Consider the following 20,137-nt stretch of genomic DNA (forward strand, 5'->3'; position numbering starts at 1 on the left):
CACTCACCTCCCCCTCGCTGCCGTCGGCGTCAGGCCGAATCGGCGGCGGAAGCAGCGGTTGAAATAGGAGAGGTCGTTGAAGCCGCAGGCAAATGCGATGTCGCTGATGCGCCCGTCGCTGCGGGCCAGGAGATCGGCGGCCTTGCGCAGGCGCAGCTCGTTCAGGCGCGTGGTGAAGCTGGCGCCGGCCTCAAACAGCAGCTCGTTGACGTAGCGTTCGGAGAGACCGGCCGCGAGAGCGAGCTTCTGCGCGGAAAAATCCGGCTCGTGGAAACGAGTCTGCAGGATCGCCAACGCGGCCTGGAGCCGCACGGCACGCAGGCCGCGTCGCCTGGCGGCGGACGCGACATCGGCGCGTGCGCCCAATCCGAGCGCCGCGAGGTCGAGCAGATGCGCCGCAATCGCCATGCCGGCCTCTTCGACGGCGGCGGAATGGCGCAGGAGAAGATCGCTGTAGTCCATCGCGAGCGACAGCGCCCCGCCGGGCGCGAGCTCCTGCCCGACCAATTCATCGACATCGGCCACCATCGCGCGCAGCGTCGCGACCGGCAGATGCACGTTGGTGAAACGCTTGTGGTTCGCGCCGTCAGCGGCGACGAACGGCTCGTCCAGCTTGAGCAGCACCATCGAGCCCGGCCGCAAGGTGATCTCGCGGCCGCGGTGACGCACATGGGAGGCGCGATCACCGGTGTTGCGCACCAGGCAGAAGCGGTCGTCCCCGGTCTCGACCACCTGTCGCTTTTCGCGCCGCACGGTGACGAAGCTGCCGTCGCAGCGACCAAGCATGGTGGTGCCGACGTGGATTGAGTTCATGGTGGCGCGAAACGGCACGTCGGACGCGGGGTCGAGCTCACCGGTATTGGAAAAATGCTCGAACAATTCCGCAAAGCGGATGAAGCGCTGCCGCTCGGACAGGCCCTGCGGCAGCATATCGGTCGATAACGCTTTCCGGATGACGGGCATCGGGGAAGGATTTTTGGGAAAAGGATTTTGAAGAGAGACTTGTGAAGACTGACTGGCAAGAAACGGAGCGAACCTGCCGGGCGCGGACTGAACCCCCGGTGAACGCGCTCCGTCAGGCTAACAGCACGATGACGTGATTTAAACAGCGCCGGTCAGTCCAAACCCAAAATCGTTCGACGCCGGACAGTCCAAGACGGCGTCCTCGCAAGAGTCTTATTCAGGCCGCGGATGCGCCGGGTTCGTCTTCACGCCGGTGCCTCCCGGCATCCGGGCAGCCGCACCTGTCGCCCGCTGGAGGAGACAACGCATGCGAACTTCCCTACCCCGCAGCCTCGCACTGGGCGCGGCGATCGCCGCAAGCCTCGGCATCGGCTACGCAATCGGCGCCCAGCCGCACATGGACGAGAGCGTCACGATCCTGCAACAGGCCCGCGCCGAGCTCACCAAGGCCGAACCGAACAAGGGCGGCCACCGCGAGAAGGCGCTCGGCCTGATCGACCAGGCGATTGCCGAAGTGCGCGCCGGCATCGCCTTTGCGGCCACGCATTGAGTCGCAATGGGGGACTGCACATGATGCGACACATCCTTGCCGCCGCGTTTGCGCTCGCCGCGATCACCGGCTCCGCCAAGGCCATTCCCCTTGCACCAGTCGATGCTCCCGCGGCGAACGACATCGTCGCGGTGGCCGGCGGCTGCGGCGCCGGCTGGCATCGCGGCCCCTACGGAGGCTGTCTGAAGAACTACGCCAACCCCGCCGCTCACGCCTGCCCACGCGGCTATCACATTGGCCCCAATGGCGGTTGCCGCGGGAACGGAAGGTAAATGGTCTCCCGGACGCCCGGCGCACCTCGCCCGGGCGTCTGCCAGCCTGCGAAGGAAGCCGCCTATGATGTCAGCGCCTGCGCACCGGTCAGGGGCGCCGTGTTGCGGGTCGGGATCAACGTGCGGTCGATCGAACCTTTCAACGTGATCGAGAGGTCACGGTGAAAGGTGGCGTCGGAGAAGTACCACGAATGCGATGTCACCGCGTCGAGAGTGACGTCGCCGGTCGCGGGGTAGGTCGCGTGAAAGTGATCCGAGCAATTGACGTTGACCGCCTTGGACGGTGCGTCGGCCGGCAATCCGACGCGACCGACGCGCGGCGATAGGCCAACGCGCTTCACGTTGGATATTTGCAAGACCTGATCATAGCCATTGAAGAAGTTGGTCAACCGGTAGCAGTGCCGGTAAGTGCTCTCGGTTTCCGGATTGCCTGCGGAAAACGACGATGCTGACACGTCGCCCGCGATCAGCACGAGCTGGCCGGCCGTCCATGCCGTCGCGGTGGCCTGTCCGTCGTCAGCATGATCAAACGCCTCGCGAATGAGATACGCCCCTGTTGAATGACCGAGAACGTGGACATTGATGTCGCACTTCTGCTGCTGGGCCCGCACGAACAGCTTGATGCCTGCGCTGACCAGACGCACGGCAGTGATGCGCGCGTGGTCGCGGTCCCTGAGATAAGCAAGGGCCAGATCACCGGACGGCCAGTCGAAGCTGATCACCTGGCAGGCAAACTGGTTCGTCGTCAGCCCGGCCTGGATCAGCTTGTGGCGCTGGTCAACCGTAGCAACGGTGTTGTTGTAGCCGTGAACAAAGAAGAGAACGTCGCCGCTCGGCCCATCGTCGGGATAGTTCGGATCGGGCGGAAAGATCGCCATGATCTGGCGGATCCACTGCGCCTGCGTGATCTGATGCTGGGGCGCGGGCGTTTCGTTGTCGGGCACTGCGAGATAGCGGGCCGGGCCAAGCTCGATCTCATCTGTAAATGCGCCGCCGGACACTTTTCGCAAGCTGATCCAGTACTTCATTGCACCGTCTCAAATGGTTGTCTCTTCGGGGGAGAGCAAAAGAAATCAGGACAACAATGATCGCGCGAAGCCGCGTCATATCGCAAACGAACGGTAGCTTGTGGCCGACTGCGATCGAAAAGCTGACGGCCTCCGCCGCCTCAGAAGGCTACAGTGCAACGATCGGTGAAGCAATCAAAACGTGCATATTTTAATCTCACGCCTTCTTGGAGTACTCGGCCTCATGGTCCGAGACGTCCGCTTTGCGGGCTCCTCACCCTGAAGGTCCGGGATTCTACCGCGATACAACAGGCGGGCATCTCGAAGGATGGCCGCAAGGAGAGGCTGCCGGGCAGATCCGTGCGGCTGCAACTACGGCAGATGAACGCATGCCTGCGCGACAACAGGGCCAAGCTCTCGCATGCGTGGCGCAAGGTCGTGCAGTCGCATGAAGATTGATGCGGGGGGCGCTAAAGCGACGAGATTAGGATGAACCGTCATCGCGCTTTAGGTTGTTGTTTGCGCATGATCTCCGCGCAAACGCTCCGCGTTTGTCGCGAGGGAAAACTGCTCCACACTTTTCAGGATCATGCTCTAATCGTCGTCGTCATCTCCGAACAGCCTCATCTGCGGGAAGCCGCGATTCTGCGGATAGCCACGGCGCGGACCTGAGCCGAATTCGCGAGCATCGGCATCTTCACGAACGTTGCGAGCGACGTCGTCCCAGTCAGTCCGATCACGCATCTCGCGCGGATCGCGCATGTCGTAGCGGCGGCGCTCGGCCCAGCGCTGCCGTCGATCGGCGCGATGCCGCTCCGATGCCGCGCGCTTCACGTCGGCCTCCTTTGCCTTCGCATAGGCATTGTCCGGTGAGGCCGACTGCTCGGTCGAAGCTTGCTGCTCCGCAGGCTTGGCAGGATGCGCGGTTTGCGTGTTGGCCTGCTGGGACTCACGGCTTGCAGCCGGCTGAGCCGGCGGCGCGGATGACTCGGCATTGACCGTGGCGGGCGGCGCCTCGGCCTGGACCGGCGGCGCGACCACGGCACCGAAGACCTTCGATCCCGTGAGATATTGCACGCGCTCGGATGGCGCATTGGTCGTTGCCGTCGATTCTGCACGCCGCTCCGGCTTCGTCGTATCGGGGCCGTGCTTGGGCGCGATGGGGTTCATGATATTGCCGGCGACGATGCCGCCGCCAAGACCGACGGCGATGGCTGCGACGATGGTTCCTCCACCGAAGAAATAGGCTGTCAAGGCGCGCATCGGTCCACTCCCTCTTTCGAGCGAGCAACGCATCGCGCAATTTGATGTTCCGGGAACGATACGACGTTCAGGAAAATGCTGGAGTTCCGTCGCTTAGTGCGCGGAACTCTCGAGCTCCGCGTCAGATCTGCTGAGCGACCTTCTCGAGCCCGATGATGCGGGCGAGCTTGCGCACTTCCTCTTTCTGGTCGTCGCGCAACTGGAACAGCAGCGGCATCGCGGCCGACTTCAACTGCTGGACCTCATCGCAGTTCGGATCGATTGGCACACCCTGCACCTGCGGATTGGAGAGCTTGTTCGCCTGGATCTTGCGCGCGACATTGCGCAGCGCTGTCTCGACCGAGGGCCAATAATATTCCTGCGACGACGACAGCTTCAGCCGGTCCTTGATACCCGCGATCTGAACGTCGGAGAGCAGCGAATAGGATTTCTGCGGCTGCGGCTTTGCGACCAGCTTTGGCTTGGCAGGCGCGTCGGTCGCTGCAGCCGGCGCCTCGGAGGCGCTCGCCTTGGGCGCAGGGGGGAAATCGGATGGCGTGGCGGCGGCGAAGGCTTGGCGCAACTGCTCCGTAAGAGCAGGCCTGTCGACCGGCTCGACGGCGGCGGAGGCCAGAGCGAGTGTCGGAACGTTCAGCCGGTCGGCCTTGCTGGCGCGGTTGGCGGCGACCGGCTTGGGAGCGACCTGCGAGACCATATCGGCGCCCGCGGCCGGCACGCTGTCACGGCCGAAAATAGCGATCGCGGCGGCGCCGAGAACCAGGAAGCAAGTCAGCACGACGATGGTGATGGCTTTCGACAAACGTCTCTCCGCGTCCGGCTCTCTACCGCTTGATGCTAGGAAACTGGGCAGGAATTAAGGCCTAACCGCGCCAGCGCAGCGGAAAACGCTGGGACGACGGCGACACCGATTTGGAAAACTCAACGAAATCAGGAAGCTAGCGCCAGGTCGTAGGCGTCCTGGATATCGGCGACGATCTCGGAGGCCTCCCACACCGCCCGCGGCTCAACCGACTGGAGCGTCACCGTCCAATTGCCGCCGCGCCGGGTGCGGGGCACGCTGAGGATGTCGAAGCGCACGTTGCGGCAGAGCGGGTGACGGGCGAGCGCATGTGCCACGCGGACGCGGACTTCATCCAGCGTCGCCGACGTCTTGGCGTTGAGAAAATCGTAGTCCATCGCCTGTCCCCTCTTCGTGCCGATTGGCGGCTGCGAGGGGGATTCTGGGAGCGCGATGGTTAATGCTGCGTTAAATACGACGGCCGGCTGGATTGCGTGGATGGCGAAGGCGGTTATCCGCATTTTCCAGAGATCTGGCATCGCATCGCGTCCACCGCTGCGCCCAAACCACAGGTGTCATCGCCCGGCTCGACCGGGCGATCCAGTACGTTGCGGCTTCTCCGCTCAATCACAGCCGCCTCTGGAATGCTGGATGCTCCGCTTGCCGCCTACGCTGACGCTTCGGCGAGCCAAGACCTCGCACCCCGGCGAAGCCTTGGCGTAGCCGGGCCGCGGGGCATGACACCGAGATTGAGGCGCGTGCGTCGCGCAGCCAATCACCGCTTCTCGATCACCAGGCTTTGCACCGCGCGGCCGAAATAGCCTTGCCGGTCGGCGAGCCGCGACATCGCAAGGCCCGCGCCATCTGCGCCGATCCAGGATTCTCCGTCGAGCAGGATCCAGTCGCCGACCGGCTGCCGTGCAAAACTGACGGTGAGGTCGGCGTTGATGTAGGTCCAGGCGCGAAAATCGAGTGTCGAGGCGGTGCCGTTGGAGAAGTCGGCTGCGACGACCGCGCGCATGGCCTGCGAGACGGCTTGTCCCTCGATCAACGGCGTGTCGACCCGAAACCAGATCGCACCGGCACCGGCCTGGCCGAAGCGGCCGCGCGCTGCGCGCATAGAGACCGAACGCACGAACGGGCTGGTGGCAGCGTGCCCGTCCTCGATCAGCGACTGCTCCGGCGGCGGCAGGGTCACCGGCAGCTCCTTGACGTCATCGGGCAGCGTCAGCGCCTGCCGCCTGATCTTCAGCACGGTCGCGCCGACCACGACGACGCCGTCAGCCAGGAGCTTGATGCCGCAGAGCTGGATCTTGCGGCCTTCGCGCAAGACCTCGGTCGCGATGGTGAGAGGCGCCACCGGCACCGGACGCATCAAATCAATGGTGACGCGCGCGATGTCCATCGGCACGGACGTTGCCATCCGCTCAGCCGCCCACACGACGAGCGATGCCGGCGCCGAGCCGTGCTGCATGCGCGGGTCCCATGGACCCGCAGCATTAGGACTGGTGACGACGCTATTGCCGTCGACGCGGTAGATGGCACCCATTGCGAGCGCCATCACAGCGGCGGATCGATCGCTTCGTCATATTCCTTCTTGAAGCGCGCGATCAGCTCGGCCGCGGGCACGATTCCCTCGACGCTGCCGATGCCCTGGCCCGAGCCCCAGATCTCCTTCCATGCCTTCGGCTTGGCGCGCTCGCCGGAAGCATCGGTGCCGAAATTCATCTTGGAGGGGTCGGACGTCGGCAGGTTCTCCGGATCCATGCCGGCAGCGAGGATCGACGGCTTCAGGTAGTTGCCGTGCACGCCGGTGAAAAGATTGGAATACACGATGTCGTCGGCGCTCGAGCCCGCGATCATCTCCTTGTACTTCTCGACCGCGTTTGCCTCTTTCGTGGCGATGAAGGCCGAGCCGACATAGGCAAAGTCGGCGCCGAGGATGCGCGCGGCGCGGATCGCCTTGCCGTTGCCGATCGCGCCCGACAGCGCGATCGGGCCGTCGAACCATTTTCGCGTCTCGGCAACGAAGGCGAGCGGCGAGATGGTGCCGGCGTGGCCGCCGGCGCCGGCCGCGACCAGGATGAGGCCGTCGGCGCCCTTCTCGATCGCCTTGTGCGCGAACTTCTGGTTGATCACGTCGTGGAAGACGATGCCGCCCCAGCCATGCACGGCCTGATTGAGCTCCTCGCGCGCGCCGAGCGAGGAGATGAGCATCGGCACCTTGTACTTGGCGCAAAGCGCCATGTCGTGATCGAGCCTGTTGTTCGACTTGTGTACGATCTGGTTCACCGCGAACGGCGCGGAAGGACGCTCGGGATGCGCGCGGTCATAGGCCGCGAGCTCTTCGGTGATCCGTGCCAGCCACTCGTCAAGCAGCTCCGGCGGCCGAGCGTTCAGCGCCGGGAACGAGCCGACCACACCTGCCTTGCACTGCGCGATCACCAGATCGGGCACCGAGATGATGAAGAGCGGCGAGCCGATCACGGGGATCGACAGACGCCCTTTGAACAAGGCAGGCATGGACATTGCGGAGCGATCCTCTATTGGCGGACGAGTTGAAGGCTTGGCGCCATACCAACAAGGCAATCTTTCCACTGTCAAGTATTGCGTTTGCACGCCGTCCGCCGGACGTCGTTACCGCAATTCCAAGTCGCGGAATTCACCGCGAGCGTCGGCGCCTCACTCGCCCAGATCAGGATTGATCAGCCGCTCGAACGAGAACATCTCGTCCCATTTCTCCTGTGTCAGCAGCTTGCGCTCGACCACCACGATCTGGTGTAGCGACTTGCCGCTCTTGTAGCCCTCGCGGGCGATCTCGGCGCACTGCTTGTAGCCAAGCAGCGGCTTCAGCACGGTGACGATGCCGAGCGAGTTGAGCACCATGTTGCGGGTGTGCTCTTCGTTGGCGGTGATGCCGACGACGCAGTTCTCGCGCAGGCTGTTGACCGCGCGCTCCATGGTGCGGATCGAGAAGAACAACGCGAACGAAATCACCGGCTCCATCACGTTGAGCTGGAGCTGGCCCGCGGAGGCCGCGAGGGTCACCGTGGTGTCGAGGCCGATGACGAGGAAGCTGGTCTGGTTGACGACCTCGGGGATCACCGGATTGACCTTGCCGGGCATGATCGACGAGCCCGGCTGAAGCTGCGGCAGGTTGATCTCGTTGAAGCCGGCGCGCGGGCCCGAGGCCAGCAGGCGAATGTCGTTGCAGATCTTGGTGAGCTTGCTCGCGGTGCGCTTCAAGACGCCGGAGAGCTGCACATAGGCGCCGGTGTCCGACGTCGCCTCGACGAGATCGCCGGCGAGCACGAAGTCGACGCCGGTCAGCGCGCTCAGGTGCCTGACGGCGAGCTTGGGATATCCGACCGCCGCTGTGACCGACGTGCCGATCGCGGTGGCGCCGAGATTGATCTCGCGCAACAATGCACGAGCTTCCGAGATGCGATCCACCTCCTCGCCGATCGTCGTGCCCCAGCCGCGGAACTCGGCGCCGAGCGACATCGGCACTGCGTCCTGGAGATGTGTGCGTCCCATCTTCAGCACGCGATCGAACTCGCGCCCCTTGGCGAAGAACGCCTCCTGCAACTGCCGCAGCGCCGTCATGTAGCTTTCAAGCCGCAGGATCAGCGCCAGACGGAAAGCGGTTGGATAGGTGTCGTTGGTCGACTGGCCGTAATTGACGTGGTCGTTCGGGCTGACGTGCTGATAGTCGCCCTTGCCGAAGCCGAGCGATTCCAGCGCGAGGTTGGCGATCACCTCGTTGGCGTTCATGTTGGTCGAGGTGCCGGCGCCGCCCTGGATGAAATCGGTGACGAACTGATCCATCATGTCGCCGGCGATGACGCGATCGCAGCCGAGGATGATCGCGTCCGCTACCTTGGCGTCGATCGCGCCGAGGTCGCGATTGGCCATCGCGGCGGCCTTCTTGACGTAGCCAAGCGCCTTCACGAAGTAAGGCTCCTGGTTCATCGGAATGCCGGTGATGTGGAAGTTCTCCTTCCCGCGGATGGTCTGGACGCCGTAGTAGATGTTGTCGGCGATCTCACGCTGTCCGAGGAAGTCCTGCTCCGTACGGCTCATAGGCGCTCCTTGTGGTTTGCTGGCGCGCAGGTCATCGCCTCAGTTCTGGCACAGCGCGCTGGTGACGAACGTATCGGTGCGGCAGTCATCCGGCTTGCGGGTTCTGCCGGGAATCAAGACCTTTGCTGAGCAGCTCTGCGCGGAGTCAGCGTTCAGGCTCTTGCCTTCCTTGTAGCCTTTGCCCTGGCAGAGCCTGTCGGCAGCCTGCTTGCAATCCGGCGCGCCGTTTGCGGAGGCCGGGCAGGCCGCGCGCCCCGACACCATGGTCGATGGCATTGCCATGCGCGACAGGTCGTCGATGGTCTCGCTCGGACTTTTGATCGGCGGCAGGATCGAGGGCAGCTTGTCGAACAGCTTACCGATTTCGTTGACCAGCCCGGGATTCTCCTCGCGCGCCGGTGGGGCTGATGCCGCGGGAGTTGATTGCGGCGGCGAAGCCTGCGGTCCGGCCTCTTGAAGGCCGAGCGACGGCGCCGTTGACTGTGCCCATCCGGGCCCGCCGGCGCAAGGCGGAAGGAATAGCGCTGCTGTCACAATCATCCGGAGTCGCGTGACCGGGTTGCCGGATCGAACCATCATGGCCCAACCGTAGCCGAAGCCAGCGCGCCGGCAAAGCGCCTGCCGCGCGATCGGATAAGTTGATCAGATCAGCTTGATCGCAACCACGAAGCCGAGCACCAGCACCGCGGCGCCGATCGCCACCCACAAGGCGAGATGCCGCTCGATCCTGACCCGGATCCAGTCGCCGTACCGGTTGAGAAGTACTGCGGCGACGAAGAAGCGCCCGCCACGCGCGATGATCGAGCACAGAATGAATAGCCCGATGTTGTAGCCGGCGAAGCCCGACGTGATTGTGACGAGCTTGTAGGGGATCGGCGTGAGGCCCTTGAGCAGGATGATCACCGCGCCCCATTCGGCATAGGAAGCCCGGAACGCATCAACCTTGTCGCCGAGGCCGTAGACCTGGATCAGCCAGTGGCCGACCGAGTCATAGAGCAGCGCGCCGATGGCATAGCCAAGCATGCCGCCCAGCACCGAAGTCGCGGTGCAGACCGCGGCGTAGACCCAGGCGCGCTGCGGGCGCGCCAGCGACATCGGGATCAGCATCACGTCCGGGGGGACAGGAAAGAACGAGCTTTCTGCAAAGGCCACGGCGCCCATGATCCAGAGCGCGTAGGGCTTGTGGGCGGAGTCGATGCACCAGTCGTAGATACGTTTCAGCATGGCGCCGCGATGAAGCACCATGGGAGCGATTTGTCCATGGCGAGATGGGGCCGATTTGTAGCGCTTCTAGTGGCGCTTGCGCGCCGTCCGACCCTCGAGCGCGACAATTGGCCGCCGGGCGGCAACGCCGGGTGAGGCGACTTTGGGCAGCTTCATCGGCGATTTCGGCAGCTTCTCGGCGATACCCAGCATGTCTTCCCGCCGCGCCATCTCGCGCCAGACGTCCTCGGGTCGCACGCCGGCCGAGGCCCAGAGCACGGTGAGATTGTAGAGCAGGTCGGCGCTTTCCCGGATCACGGCTTCGCTATCGCCATGAACGGCATCGATGACCACCTCGATGGCTTCCTCGGCAAGTTTTTTCGCCATTTTGGCCGGGCCACGCTGAAACAGCCGGGCGGTACGCGATGTTGCCGGATCAAGATCCCTGGCCGCGAGCACAGCCAGATATAGCCGCTCAAGCGAATCACTCATGTACTCAAAACTACTCTAAACCAATGGTGGACGTGTTAACGTCTGACAATAAAAGCAAAATTTGAGCCGGCGCGGCAACCGCGCCGGCTTATCGTGGTCAACAGCTTACCAACAGCCGGCGCCGCTTCGGCTGCAAGTCGCAAAGGGATCGCGACCGACATTGCCATTATAGGGGTAGTTCGGATCGCTCCCGTAGTAGCCCGAGCCGCTGTAGTAAGCCGGCCCACCGTAATAGGTTGGCCCGCCATAGTAGGCGGGTCCGCCATAGTCATAGGCGTAGGCATCGCGGGTGGCAGCGATCGCAAGCCCGGTGCCGACGATGCCGGCAAAGGCCGCCGCAGCGGCCGCTCCACCGCCACCATGCCAGTGGCGACCTCCGGCGAAGGACGTCGAGGGCGCGGCGATGGTCAGCGCCACTACGGCGACGGTGGCGAGTACGGCCTTGCGGCCAATCGTCGTGGAAATTCGGTCAAACATATCGGCCTCCATGGGTGCCTGCGGACGGGCTTATCTCTCTAAAACCCGCGCATCCCATGTTGGGTTCCCCAACCCCAACAGAAGCTGAACGGCGACAAATTCGCGCAGAGATTGCGAAATCGTGACACATTCCGCTCATCAACCGTTCAGGTTTGATGGGCCAGGATGACGACTGCCGGCGCTTTGCAAGCGTCACAAAAAGAAGCAACGCTAGTCCGGCGCGAATTCATGCGCGCATGCCCGAAATTCATCTCCCACTGTCTGTTGGCTCTCTGGATCGGGCTCGCGCTACTGGCGTGTCCGCGCCCGCGCCCGGCAAGCGCCGCGGACGACACGGCGCGGCATGCCGCGATCCAGTTCTCTTTCGACCGCCCGATTGAATCGAGCATGGCGCCGTTCTTCATGGCGGCGAAGGACGGGTTGTTCGGCGCCGAGCACCTCACCGTGTCGTTCAGCAACGCCGCAGGCTCGCCAGAGGCGCTTGCGCGAATCGCCAGGGGCGACAGTGATCTCGCTCTCGTCGACATCAACGAATTGATCCGCTTTCGCGACAGGCCAGATGCCCCGCCGATCAAGGCCGTGTTCGTGCTGTTCAACCGGGCGCCCTACGCGATCGTCGCGCGCAGGAGCCGCGGCATCCATACGCTATCCGACCTCGAGGGCAAGACGGTCGGCGTTGCCGACAGCGATTTGTCGATCCGGCTGTGGCCGGCGCTCGCGCGTCAGAATGCCATCAATGCGGCGCGTGTGAGATTCTACAAGATGAGTGCAGCGGTGCGCGAGCCGATCCTGTCCGCCGGACAGGTCGATGCCGTCGCCGGCTTCAGCTATTTGTCGGCCGTGAATTTGCGCGACCGCGGCGTGCCCGCCGACGATCTCGCGGTGCTGCGCTATGCCGATTATGGCTGCGAGGCCTATGGCTTTGCCGTGGTGGTGAACCCGTCCTTTGCCGCGTCGAAGCCGGACGCCGTGAAAGGTTTCGTGCGCGCGCTGATCGGCGGACTCAATGCAACGGTCAAGGAGCCGGAGCGCGCTGTCGACGAGGTCGTCAGCCGGATGGAGGACGGCGTGCGCGACCTCGAGCTCGCAAGGCTATCCACCGTGCTTGCCGACAACATCCTGACCGATGACGTCCGCCGCAACGGTCTCGGCGGCGTCGATCCCGCGCGCTTGGATCGCGCGATCGACCAGATCGCGCAGGATTTCAAGTTCCGCAGGCGCCCCACTGCGAGCGATATTTTCGACGAACAGTTCCTGCCGCCGATGGCTGGCCGGCTGATCAATTGAATAAAACTGAGAGCTTCGGCTGTATCTTGCGCCCCATCCCTGATTAGAATGCCACCTCGTTCGATCCCGCCCGCGCGAGTGCTGTACCTTCATGTCGATCCTTCGTCTCTACACCCGCGTTCTCGAGTTGCTCGGCAAGGAGGCGCGGCTGGGCTGGCTGCTGGCGATCGCCAATCTGCTGCTCGCGACGGCGCAGTTCGCCGAGCCCGTGCTGTTCGGCAAGATCGTCGACGTGCTCTCCGGCAAGACCGTCGCAGGCTCGAACTCCGCATGGCCATTCCTGTTCGCCTGGGTCGCGTTCGGGCTGTTCACGATCGGCTGTAGCGCGCTGGTGGCGCTGCATGCCGACCGGCTTGCCCATCGCCAGCGCCAGGCCGTGCTGACGAGCTATTTCGAGCACATTTTGCAACTGCCTCTGACCTTCCACTCCGGCACCCATTCCGGGCGGCTGATGAAGGTGATGCTCAACGGCACGGATGCGTTGTGGCGGCTGTGGCTCGGCTTCTTCCGCGAGCATTTTGCCGCGATCCTGTCGGTGTTCGTGCTACTGCCGCTGTCGCTCTATCTGAACTGGCGGCTCGCCATCCTGCTGTTCGCGCTCTGCGTCGTATTCACGGCGCTGACGACCTTCGTCGTGCGCAAGACCTACGGCATGCAGATGACGGTCGAGGAGCACTATAGCGACCTCTCTGCGCGCGCCTCCGACGCGCTCGGCAACGTGGCGCTGGTGCAGAGTTTCGTCCGCGTCGAAGCCGAGGTGCAGGGACTGCGCTTCGTTGCCGACCAGTTGCTCGCCGCGCAAATGCCGGTGCTGTCCTGGTGGGCGCTCGTCACCGTGATCACGCGCGCCTCCACCACCATCACGGTGCTCGCGATCTTCACGCTCGGAATCGCGCTGCACGACCAGGGACTGACGACGGTCGGCGAGATCGTGATGTTCGTGAGCTTTGCAACGCTTTTGATCCAGAAGCTCGAGCAGGTCGTGAGCTTCGTCAACAACGTCTTCATGGAGGCGCCGCGCTTACGCGAATTCTTCAACGTGCTCGATGCCGTGCCCGCCGTGCACGACCGGCCCGATGCGATCGACGTCGGGCGCCTGTCGGGCCTCGTCGAATTCCACGACGTCACCTTCTCCTATGACGGCAAGCGGCCGGCGGTCGAGGATCTCTCCTTCACCGCGCTGCCCGGACAGACGATCGCGCTGGTCGGCCCGACCGGCGCCGGCAAGTCGACCGCGATCGCGCTTCTGCATCGTGCGTTCGATCCGCAATCGGGCTTCATCAAGATCGACGGCATGGATGTGCGCGGGGTAACGCTCACGGCGCTGCGGCGGAACATCGGCGTGGTGTTCCAGGAAGCGCTGCTGTTCAACCGCTCGATCGCGGAGAATTTGCGCGTCGGCAAGCCGGACGCAACCGACGCGGATATGCGGCTCGCGGCCGAGCGCGCGCAGGCGCTCGAATTCATCGAGCGCAGCGGCGGCTTCGAGACCAACGCGGGCGAGCGCGGCCGCATGCTGTCCGGCGGCGAGCGGCAGCGGCTGTCGATCGCGCGTGCGCTGCTGAAGGACCCGCCAATCCTGATCCTGGACGAGGCCACCAGCGCGCTCGATGCCGTCACCGAGGCGAAGGTCAACGCTGCTCTCGATGAAGTGATGCGAGGCCGCACCACCTTCGTGATCGCCCATCGCCTCTCCACCATCCGCAATGCCACGAGGATCCTGGTGTTCGACAGTGGCCGCGTGATCGAAAGCGGAACTTTCGATGAACTCGTGGCCAAAGGCGGCCATTTCGCCGCGCTCGCCAGGGCCCAGTTCATGGTGCAGGAAAGTGCACGGACGAGCGTGACAGCGGCGGAGGCCGCAGCCCCGGCTGTGACCTCCCAGTAAAACCGTCGAAATTCGGCCTATTTCATCGCTGAATACCCGGTCAGGCCCCCTGTTCTCGGTGAACGAGCCGGTATAGGTTTGCACCCGCCGCAAGCGGCGGCGCTGACCTACGCTTCAAACCCGAACCTCAGATCATGAGAACCGCATTATCGGGCGGCTCTCCAAGGACCGGAATCGGATAGTGCACTTCTTTCGCCCGCTGCTTCGCCTTGCCCCGCTGAACCTGGCCATCGTGGCCGCCGCGCTGACGTTGCTTGCGCCGCGCGACGCGCGCGCCGAGGCGCTGCTTCTGATCGAGGCCGACAGCGGCAAGGTCTTGCAGGCGGAGAATGCGACCATTCCCTGGTATCCGGCCTCGGTAACCAAGATCATGACCGCCTACGTCACGCTGAAGGCGGTGAAGGACGGCAAGCTCACGCTCGACTCGCTGCTGACGGTCTCACCGACAGCGGCTTCGCAATCGCCCTCGAAGATGGGCTTTCGTCCCGGCACGCAGGTCACCGTCGACAACGCGCTGAAGATGATGATGGTCAAGTCGGCGAACGACATGGCCGTGGTGCTCGCCGAGGGCGTCGGTGGTTCGATCGACGGCTTCTCCGCAATGATGAACCAGACCGCCTCGAAGCTCGGCATGACGCAGACGAGCTACGTCAATCCGAACGGGCTGCCCGCCGACGGCCAGATCACCTCGGCGCGCGATCTTGGAATCCTGGCGCGCTCGTTCCTGCGTGACCTGCCGGAATACGAGTATTTCGTGCACATCCCGGCGATCCGCTTCGGCAAGCGCATCACGCCGAACTTCAACAAGCTGATCGGCCGTTATCCCGGCGCCGACGGTTTCAAGACCGGCTTCATCTGCGCCTCCGGTTACAACCTCGTGGCATCAGCGTCCCGCAACGGTCGACGGCTGATCGCGGTGGTGCTCGGCGCCAATTCCGGCACCGCGCGCGCGGTCAAGGCGGCTCAGCTTCTGGAGCGCGGCTTCTCGCAGGACACGCTGTCGTGGCTGCGTCCCGCGCTCGGCACGGTCGACAGCCTCGCGCCGGTCGACGCCTCGCCGCCGAACCTGCGCGACGAGATGTGCGGCGGCCACCGCAAGCGCCCGGCCAGCGACGACGACGATGCGCTGATCGCAACCAATGGCGGCACGGGCGGATCGACGTCCCTGACGGGCGGCGAAGCCCAGGTGACGTTCTTCACCGCCGGCCTGCAACCGCCCATGATGAAGGCGTCCGACTTGCTCGCCTCGGCCGCAGCGCCCGCCGAGCCGGTGCCGGTCTATACCGGGCCGACGCGAAGCGGCGCCGCCCTGATTGCGGCGGTCGCGGCCGATGCCGACCAGCAGGCGACCCCAAAGGCGCGAGGCAAGAAGTCGCGCGTTGCGGCGAAGAAGCCTGAGGCGACCGACAAGCCGAAAGATGCGGGCAAGGACGCCAAGTCGAGCGCCAAGCTTGATGCCAAGCCGGATGCGAAGGGTGAAGCCAAACCCGCAGCCAAGCCGGTCAAGCACGCCAATGCCAAGCCCGACACGGCCGCGAAGCCCCCGGAAAAGCCTGCGGCGAACGGCGACTCCGCGGCCAAGCCTGCCAAGCCGAAGGCAACCGCCAAGCCCGCGGCCAAGCCTGCGCCCAACAACAGTTAACGGCCCGCCGGCCGGCCCTTCACCCGCACTTCGCAACTGCGACAGCGCGGTTTGCGACGATTCCAGTAGCCACTTCCGGCCCCTTGTCCTAAGCCTCAACCGCTTGCCACCGGTTGCGGCAGGCTCAATACTGCGTGCAACGAGGCAAGCCTGAGACACATCGGGCTCTGGTTTAGGAGGGGAGTACCTATGGAGCGCATCTGGCTCAAACAATATCCGCCCGGCGTGCCAGCCGATATCGAGCCGACGCAATACGCATCGCTGGTCGACCTCCTGGAGGAGAGCTTTGCGAAGTTCGCCGACCGCAAGGCCTTCATCTGCATGGACAAGGCGATCAGCTACCGCGACCTCGACCAGATGTCTCTGGCGCTTGCCTCCTATTTGCAGAGCCGCGGCCTGCAACGCGGCGCGCGCGTCGCGATCATGATGCCGAACGTGCTGCAATATCCGGTCGCGACTGCGGCCGTGCTGCGCGCGGGCTTCGCGGTCGTCAACGTCAACCCGCTCTATACGCCGCGCGAGCTCGAGCACCAGCTCAAGGATTCCGGCGCCGAAGCCATCATCGTGCTGGAGAATTTTGCCCACACCGTCGAGCAGGTGATCGCCAAGACGTCCGTCAAGCACGTCGTCATGGCAAGCATGGGCGACCTGCTCGGCTTCAAGGGCGTGATCGTCAACCTCGTCGTTCGCCGCGTGAAGAAAATGGTGCCGGCGTATTCGCTGCCGGGTGCAATCGCCTTCAACGATGCGCTGGCAGCGGGCCGCAGCGCGACCTTCAACAAGCCAAAACTGTCGCCCGGCGACGTCGCTTTCCTGCAATATACCGGCGGCACGACCGGCGTCTCCAAAGGCGCCACGCTGCTTCACCGCAACATCGTCTCCAACGTGCTGCAGAACGACGCGTGGCTACAGCCGGCGGTCGCCGCGCCGCCGCATGTCGATCACCTCATGATCGTCTGCGCGCTCCCGCTCTATCACATCTTCGCGCTGACGGCCTGCTACCTGCTCGCGGTGCGTGCCGGCGGCTGCAATCTTTTGATCCCCAACCCGCGCGACATCCCCGGCTTCATCAAGGAGCTGGCGAAGTACCAGGTCAACAGCTTCCCGGCGGTCAACACGCTCTACAACGGCCTGATGCACCATCCCGACTTCAAGAAGCTCGACTTCTCCAAACTCAAGATCTCCAACGGCGGCGGCATGGCCGTGCAGCGCCCGGTCGCCGAGCAGTGGAAGGCGGTGACCGGCTGCTTCATCGCGGAAGGCTACGGCCTGTCCGAGACCGCGCCGACACTCACCTGCAATCCGGCGACCACGAATGAGTTCTCCGGCTCGATCGGCATTCCCGTGCCCTCGACCTGGATCTCGATCCGTGACGACGACGGCAACGAGGTGGCGCTGGGACAGCCCGGCGAAATCTGCGCCAAGGGCCCTCAGGTGATGTCAGGCTACTGGAACAGGCCGGAGGAGACCGCCAAGGTCATGACCACGGACGGCTACTTCCGCACCGGCGACATCGGCGTGATGGACGAGAAGGGGTATATCAAGATCGTCGATCGCAAGAAGGACATGATCCTGGTCTCGGGCTTCAACGTTTATCCGAACGAGATCGAGGAAGTGATCGCGAGCCATCCGGGCGTGCTCGAATGCGCGGTGATTGGCATTCCCGACGCGAAATCGGGCGAGGCGGTGAAGGCCTTCGTGGTGAAGAAGGACCCGAACCTGACGGCCGAGGACGTGATCAAGTACTGTCACGAGCAGCTCACCGGCTACAAGGTGCCCAAGCACATCGAGTTCCGGAGCGAGCTGCCGAAGACCAATGTCGGCAAGATTTTGCGTCGGCAGCTCCGCGACGAGAAGAAGGCCGAGGCGGCGTAAGCCAGCCCCTCGATGCCTGATGCCAACGACATCGCGCCGGCCGGCGTCCTCGCCTTCTGGCGCGAGGCCGGCGGCGAGCGCTGGTACAAGCGCGACGATGATTTCGACGCCGAAATCCGCAGCCGCTTTCTGGAGCTGTGGCAGCGCGCGGCGAATGGAGGCTTGTCGTCGTGGGAGGCCAGCGATGACGGTGCGCTGGCGCTCGTCATCGTGCTCGACCAGTTTCCCCGCAACATGTTCCGCGGCGACGCGCTGACCTACGCGAGCGACGCGCTGGCGCGCGAGGTGGCCCGCCGAGCGCTCGCCCGCGGCGCCGACGGACGGGTCGATCCAGCCTTGCGCGAATTCTTCTACCTGCCGTTCATGCATTCCGAGCATTTGCCCGACCAACTGCACTGCGTCGCGCTGTTCCGAAAAATCGACAGCAGCGACAACCTGAAATACGCCGAGGAGCACGCCGACATCATCCACCGGTTCGGACGCTTCCCTCACCGCAATCGCATCCTCGGCCGCTGCTCCACGCCGGACGAGCAAGCGTTCCTGGATGGTGGCGGCTTTTCCGGTTGATGACATCACGGTGAAGGGCGGAGAGCTTTCGTCCCCTTGCGCATCGGAAATATTGTGCGGCCCGGCCGCCCGGTCTACAAAGCGGAACCGAATTCCAGGGAGAACTGACGATGGCGATCCAGATTGGCGACAAGCTGCCCGAGGCGAAATTCCGCGTGATGACGGCGGAGGGTCCGCAGGTCAAATCGACCGATGACATTTTCAAAGGCAAGAAGGTGGCGCTGTTCGCGGTGCCCGGTGCCTACACCGGCACCTGCCACAAGATGCATCTGCCGAGCATCTTCCTCAACGCCTATGCCATCAAGGACAAGGGCGTCGACACGATCGCGATCGTCTCGGTCAACGACGCCTTCGTCATGAACGCCTGGAAACGCGACACCGACCAGCGCGATGAGGCGACCTTCCTCGCAGACGGCAATGCCGACTTCACCAAGGCGATCGGCATGGAGCTTGACGCCTCCGCCAACGGTCTCGGCATCCGCTCCAAGCGCTACTCGATGCTGGTCGAGGACGGCGTCGTGAAGAAACTGAACCTCGAGGCAATGCCCGGCAAGGTCGAGGTATCTGGCGGCGATACGCTGCTCGGGCAGCTGTAAGGCGCGACTCAACTTAAGCCAAACAAACGACTGTCATGCCCCGCGAAGGCGAGGGCTTTGCATAAGTTGGCGCGAAGATCGGAAACGGCACTCGTTTCTCGGGGCAGAGGCGCGTCGGCAGGATCGAAGATGGGCCGGGCGGGTCTGCCCGGCACCGGCCTAGGTCGGGTTCAAGATGGTCCAGCGCTTGAGGTTCATGGCGGCAAGGGCGAGATAGAAGGCTGTGGCATTGCGGGCAAGGCCGCGATGACGAGCGCGTGCGAAGCGATATGTATTCTTCAGTAGCGCGAACAGCGGCTCGACCGGCGCTCGGACGCGGGAGATGATCTCGTTGCGACGAACCGTCCATCGAGGCATCTGGTGCCAGCGGTTGCCTCGTCGCGCGATGCCGTCGCGAATGCCGAGATCTCTTAGTCGCACTCGACGAGCCTTGTTGTCATAGGCTTTGTCAGCATAAACCGTCGCCTCGTCTCCACAGATCAGTTCGTCCGCAGGTACGGTCTCATTGACGTTGGCGGGCGTGAAGATGGCTCGCCGTACAATCCGGCTACCTTGATCCATCGCGACATGCGCCTTGTAGCCGAAGAAGTATTTGTTCTCCTTCCTGGTCCAGGCGGCATCCGGATCGAGCGGGCTTCCGACCAGCTTGCTTCCAGGCCTGCCGTCGGCATCTGGAGGCGGCGGAGTGCTTGGCGGTTCGGGGGGATTAACGGAGGAACGGATCAGCGAAGCATCAATCAGCGTGCCGCGCTTCAGGACAAATCCAGACTTCTCGATCTGTGCCGTGATGATGGCAAACGCCCGCTCTGCCAACCCGCTCTTGGCCAACTGCTCCCGGAAACGCCACAGCGTCGAATGGTCCGGCACCGGATCACTCAGGGAGAGGCCCAGGAAACGCCTGAACGACAGCCGGTCGACCAAGGCTTCCTCAAGCCCAGGATCCGACAGTCCATACCATTGCTGCAGCAATAACGCCTTGAATAGCGCCAGCGAGGGGTAGCCGGGAGCGCCCATCGAGCCGCTACGCAAACCGCTCAGCAGACCATCCACCGCACTCCAGTCGACCAGTTCCGAGACCCGCTGCAGCGCGACGTTGGCCCGCCCTGCATCAGCCAACAAACCGTCGGTAAAGCTCAACTGGCCGATCTGCCGCTCCGCCATGATCCTCTCCCGCGAATCCTTCGGAAAAGAGAA

21 protein-coding genes are annotated in these 20,137 nt (G+C 64.0%); 8 read left to right on the forward strand and 13 right to left on the reverse strand.

Annotation, left to right across the window (positions count from 1 at the left end; all coding sequences use genetic code 11):
• Window positions 1-3: 3 nt before the first annotated feature.
• The gene (locus tag SO139_RS10255; protein WP_498540011.1) at window positions 4-963 is read right to left on the reverse strand and encodes a helix-turn-helix transcriptional regulator; all 960 of its coding nucleotides are present in this window, start codon (window positions 961-963) and stop codon (window positions 4-6) included.
• A gap of 307 nt (window positions 964-1,270) precedes the next feature.
• Between SO139_RS10255 and SO139_RS10260 the strand changes: the two genes are divergently transcribed.
• On the forward strand, window positions 1,271-1,513 hold the full coding sequence (locus tag SO139_RS10260; RefSeq protein ID WP_449379347.1) for a hypothetical protein: 243 nt from the start codon (window positions 1,271-1,273) through the stop codon (window positions 1,511-1,513).
• A 20-nt stretch (window positions 1,514-1,533) separates the two neighbouring features.
• The gene (locus SO139_RS10265) at window positions 1,534-1,785 is read left to right on the forward strand and encodes a GCG_CRPN prefix-to-repeats domain-containing protein (protein ID WP_474799442.1); all 252 of its coding nucleotides are present in this window, start codon (window positions 1,534-1,536) and stop codon (window positions 1,783-1,785) included.
• Between the two features lie 62 nt (window positions 1,786-1,847).
• On the opposite strand, the gene SO139_RS10270 is transcribed toward SO139_RS10265, so the two are convergent.
• From SO139_RS10270 to SO139_RS10320, 11 genes are all read right to left on the reverse strand, one after another.
• Window positions 1,848-2,813: an alpha/beta hydrolase gene (locus SO139_RS10270; RefSeq protein WP_474799444.1), complete on the reverse strand. Its 966-nt coding sequence runs from the start codon at window positions 2,811-2,813 to the stop codon at window positions 1,848-1,850.
• Between the two features lie 573 nt (window positions 2,814-3,386).
• Entirely contained in the window at window positions 3,387-4,055 is a 669-nt protein-coding gene (locus tag SO139_RS10275; RefSeq protein ID WP_474799446.1) for a hypothetical protein, read from the reverse strand.
• Between the two features lie 121 nt (window positions 4,056-4,176).
• Window positions 4,177-4,854, reverse strand: coding sequence for a hypothetical protein (locus tag SO139_RS10280; RefSeq protein ID WP_474799447.1), 678 nt, complete (start codon window positions 4,852-4,854; stop codon window positions 4,177-4,179).
• A gap of 128 nt (window positions 4,855-4,982) precedes the next feature.
• Window positions 4,983-5,231 carry a hypothetical protein gene (locus tag SO139_RS10285; protein ID WP_474799449.1) on the reverse strand — a complete coding sequence of 83 codons (249 nt, stop codon included), beginning with the start codon at window positions 5,229-5,231 and terminating at the stop codon, window positions 4,983-4,985.
• A gap of 377 nt (window positions 5,232-5,608) precedes the next feature.
• A complete protein-coding gene (locus tag SO139_RS10290) occupies window positions 5,609-6,382 on the reverse strand; it encodes a thioesterase family protein (protein ID WP_474799451.1) in 774 nt (257 codons plus the stop codon).
• A gap of 11 nt (window positions 6,383-6,393) precedes the next feature.
• The gene (locus SO139_RS10295; RefSeq protein WP_474799453.1) at window positions 6,394-7,362 is read right to left on the reverse strand and encodes an NAD(P)H-dependent flavin oxidoreductase; all 969 of its coding nucleotides are present in this window, start codon (window positions 7,360-7,362) and stop codon (window positions 6,394-6,396) included.
• A 153-nt stretch (window positions 7,363-7,515) separates the two neighbouring features.
• Window positions 7,516-8,916: an aspartate ammonia-lyase gene (locus SO139_RS10300; protein WP_449379355.1), complete on the reverse strand. Its 1,401-nt coding sequence runs from the start codon at window positions 8,914-8,916 to the stop codon at window positions 7,516-7,518.
• A gap of 39 nt (window positions 8,917-8,955) precedes the next feature.
• Window positions 8,956-9,495, reverse strand: a complete 540-nt coding sequence (locus SO139_RS10305; RefSeq protein ID WP_449379356.1) for a hypothetical protein — start codon at window positions 9,493-9,495, stop codon at window positions 8,956-8,958.
• Between the two features lie 63 nt (window positions 9,496-9,558).
• Window positions 9,559-10,161 (reverse strand): YqaA family protein, encoded by a 603-nt coding sequence (locus SO139_RS10310; protein WP_449379357.1) that lies wholly within the window; start codon window positions 10,159-10,161, stop codon window positions 9,559-9,561.
• Window positions 10,162-10,206: 45 nt separating this feature from the next.
• On the reverse strand, window positions 10,207-10,611 hold the full coding sequence (gene hisE / locus SO139_RS10315) for a phosphoribosyl-ATP diphosphatase (protein ID WP_449379358.1): 405 nt from the start codon (window positions 10,609-10,611) through the stop codon (window positions 10,207-10,209).
• Window positions 10,612-10,716: 105 nt separating this feature from the next.
• Window positions 10,717-11,088, reverse strand: a complete 372-nt coding sequence (locus tag SO139_RS10320; protein WP_498540012.1) for a hypothetical protein — start codon at window positions 11,086-11,088, stop codon at window positions 10,717-10,719.
• A gap of 228 nt (window positions 11,089-11,316) precedes the next feature.
• Here SO139_RS10320 and SO139_RS10325 point away from each other — a divergent pair, with 228 nt between their 5' ends.
• From SO139_RS10325 to SO139_RS10350, 6 genes are all read left to right on the forward strand, one after another.
• Window positions 11,317-12,375, forward strand: a complete 1,059-nt coding sequence (locus tag SO139_RS10325; RefSeq protein WP_449379360.1) for an ABC transporter substrate-binding protein — start codon at window positions 11,317-11,319, stop codon at window positions 12,373-12,375.
• Between the two features lie 91 nt (window positions 12,376-12,466).
• Window positions 12,467-14,263 carry a glucan ABC transporter ATP-binding protein/ permease gene (locus SO139_RS10330; protein ID WP_449379361.1) on the forward strand — a complete coding sequence of 599 codons (1,797 nt, stop codon included), beginning with the start codon at window positions 12,467-12,469 and terminating at the stop codon, window positions 14,261-14,263.
• Window positions 14,264-14,444: 181 nt separating this feature from the next.
• Window positions 14,445-15,905: a D-alanyl-D-alanine carboxypeptidase family protein gene (locus SO139_RS10335; RefSeq protein WP_449379362.1), complete on the forward strand. Its 1,461-nt coding sequence runs from the start codon at window positions 14,445-14,447 to the stop codon at window positions 15,903-15,905.
• A gap of 189 nt (window positions 15,906-16,094) precedes the next feature.
• On the forward strand, window positions 16,095-17,780 hold the full coding sequence (locus SO139_RS10340) for a long-chain fatty acid--CoA ligase (protein WP_449379363.1): 1,686 nt from the start codon (window positions 16,095-16,097) through the stop codon (window positions 17,778-17,780).
• A gap of 12 nt (window positions 17,781-17,792) precedes the next feature.
• Entirely contained in the window at window positions 17,793-18,347 is a 555-nt protein-coding gene (locus SO139_RS10345; protein WP_449379364.1) for a DUF924 family protein, read from the forward strand.
• Between the two features lie 110 nt (window positions 18,348-18,457).
• On the forward strand, window positions 18,458-18,943 hold the full coding sequence (locus SO139_RS10350) for a peroxiredoxin (RefSeq protein ID WP_027520654.1): 486 nt from the start codon (window positions 18,458-18,460) through the stop codon (window positions 18,941-18,943).
• Between the two features lie 159 nt (window positions 18,944-19,102).
• Here SO139_RS10350 and SO139_RS10355 read toward each other — a convergent pair whose 3' ends face one another.
• A complete protein-coding gene (locus tag SO139_RS10355; protein ID WP_474799458.1) occupies window positions 19,103-20,104 on the reverse strand; it encodes an IS5 family transposase in 1,002 nt (333 codons plus the stop codon).
• Window positions 20,105-20,137: the final 33 nt, after the last annotated feature.

Source organism: Bradyrhizobium sp. UFLA05-89 (assembly GCF_059803475.1).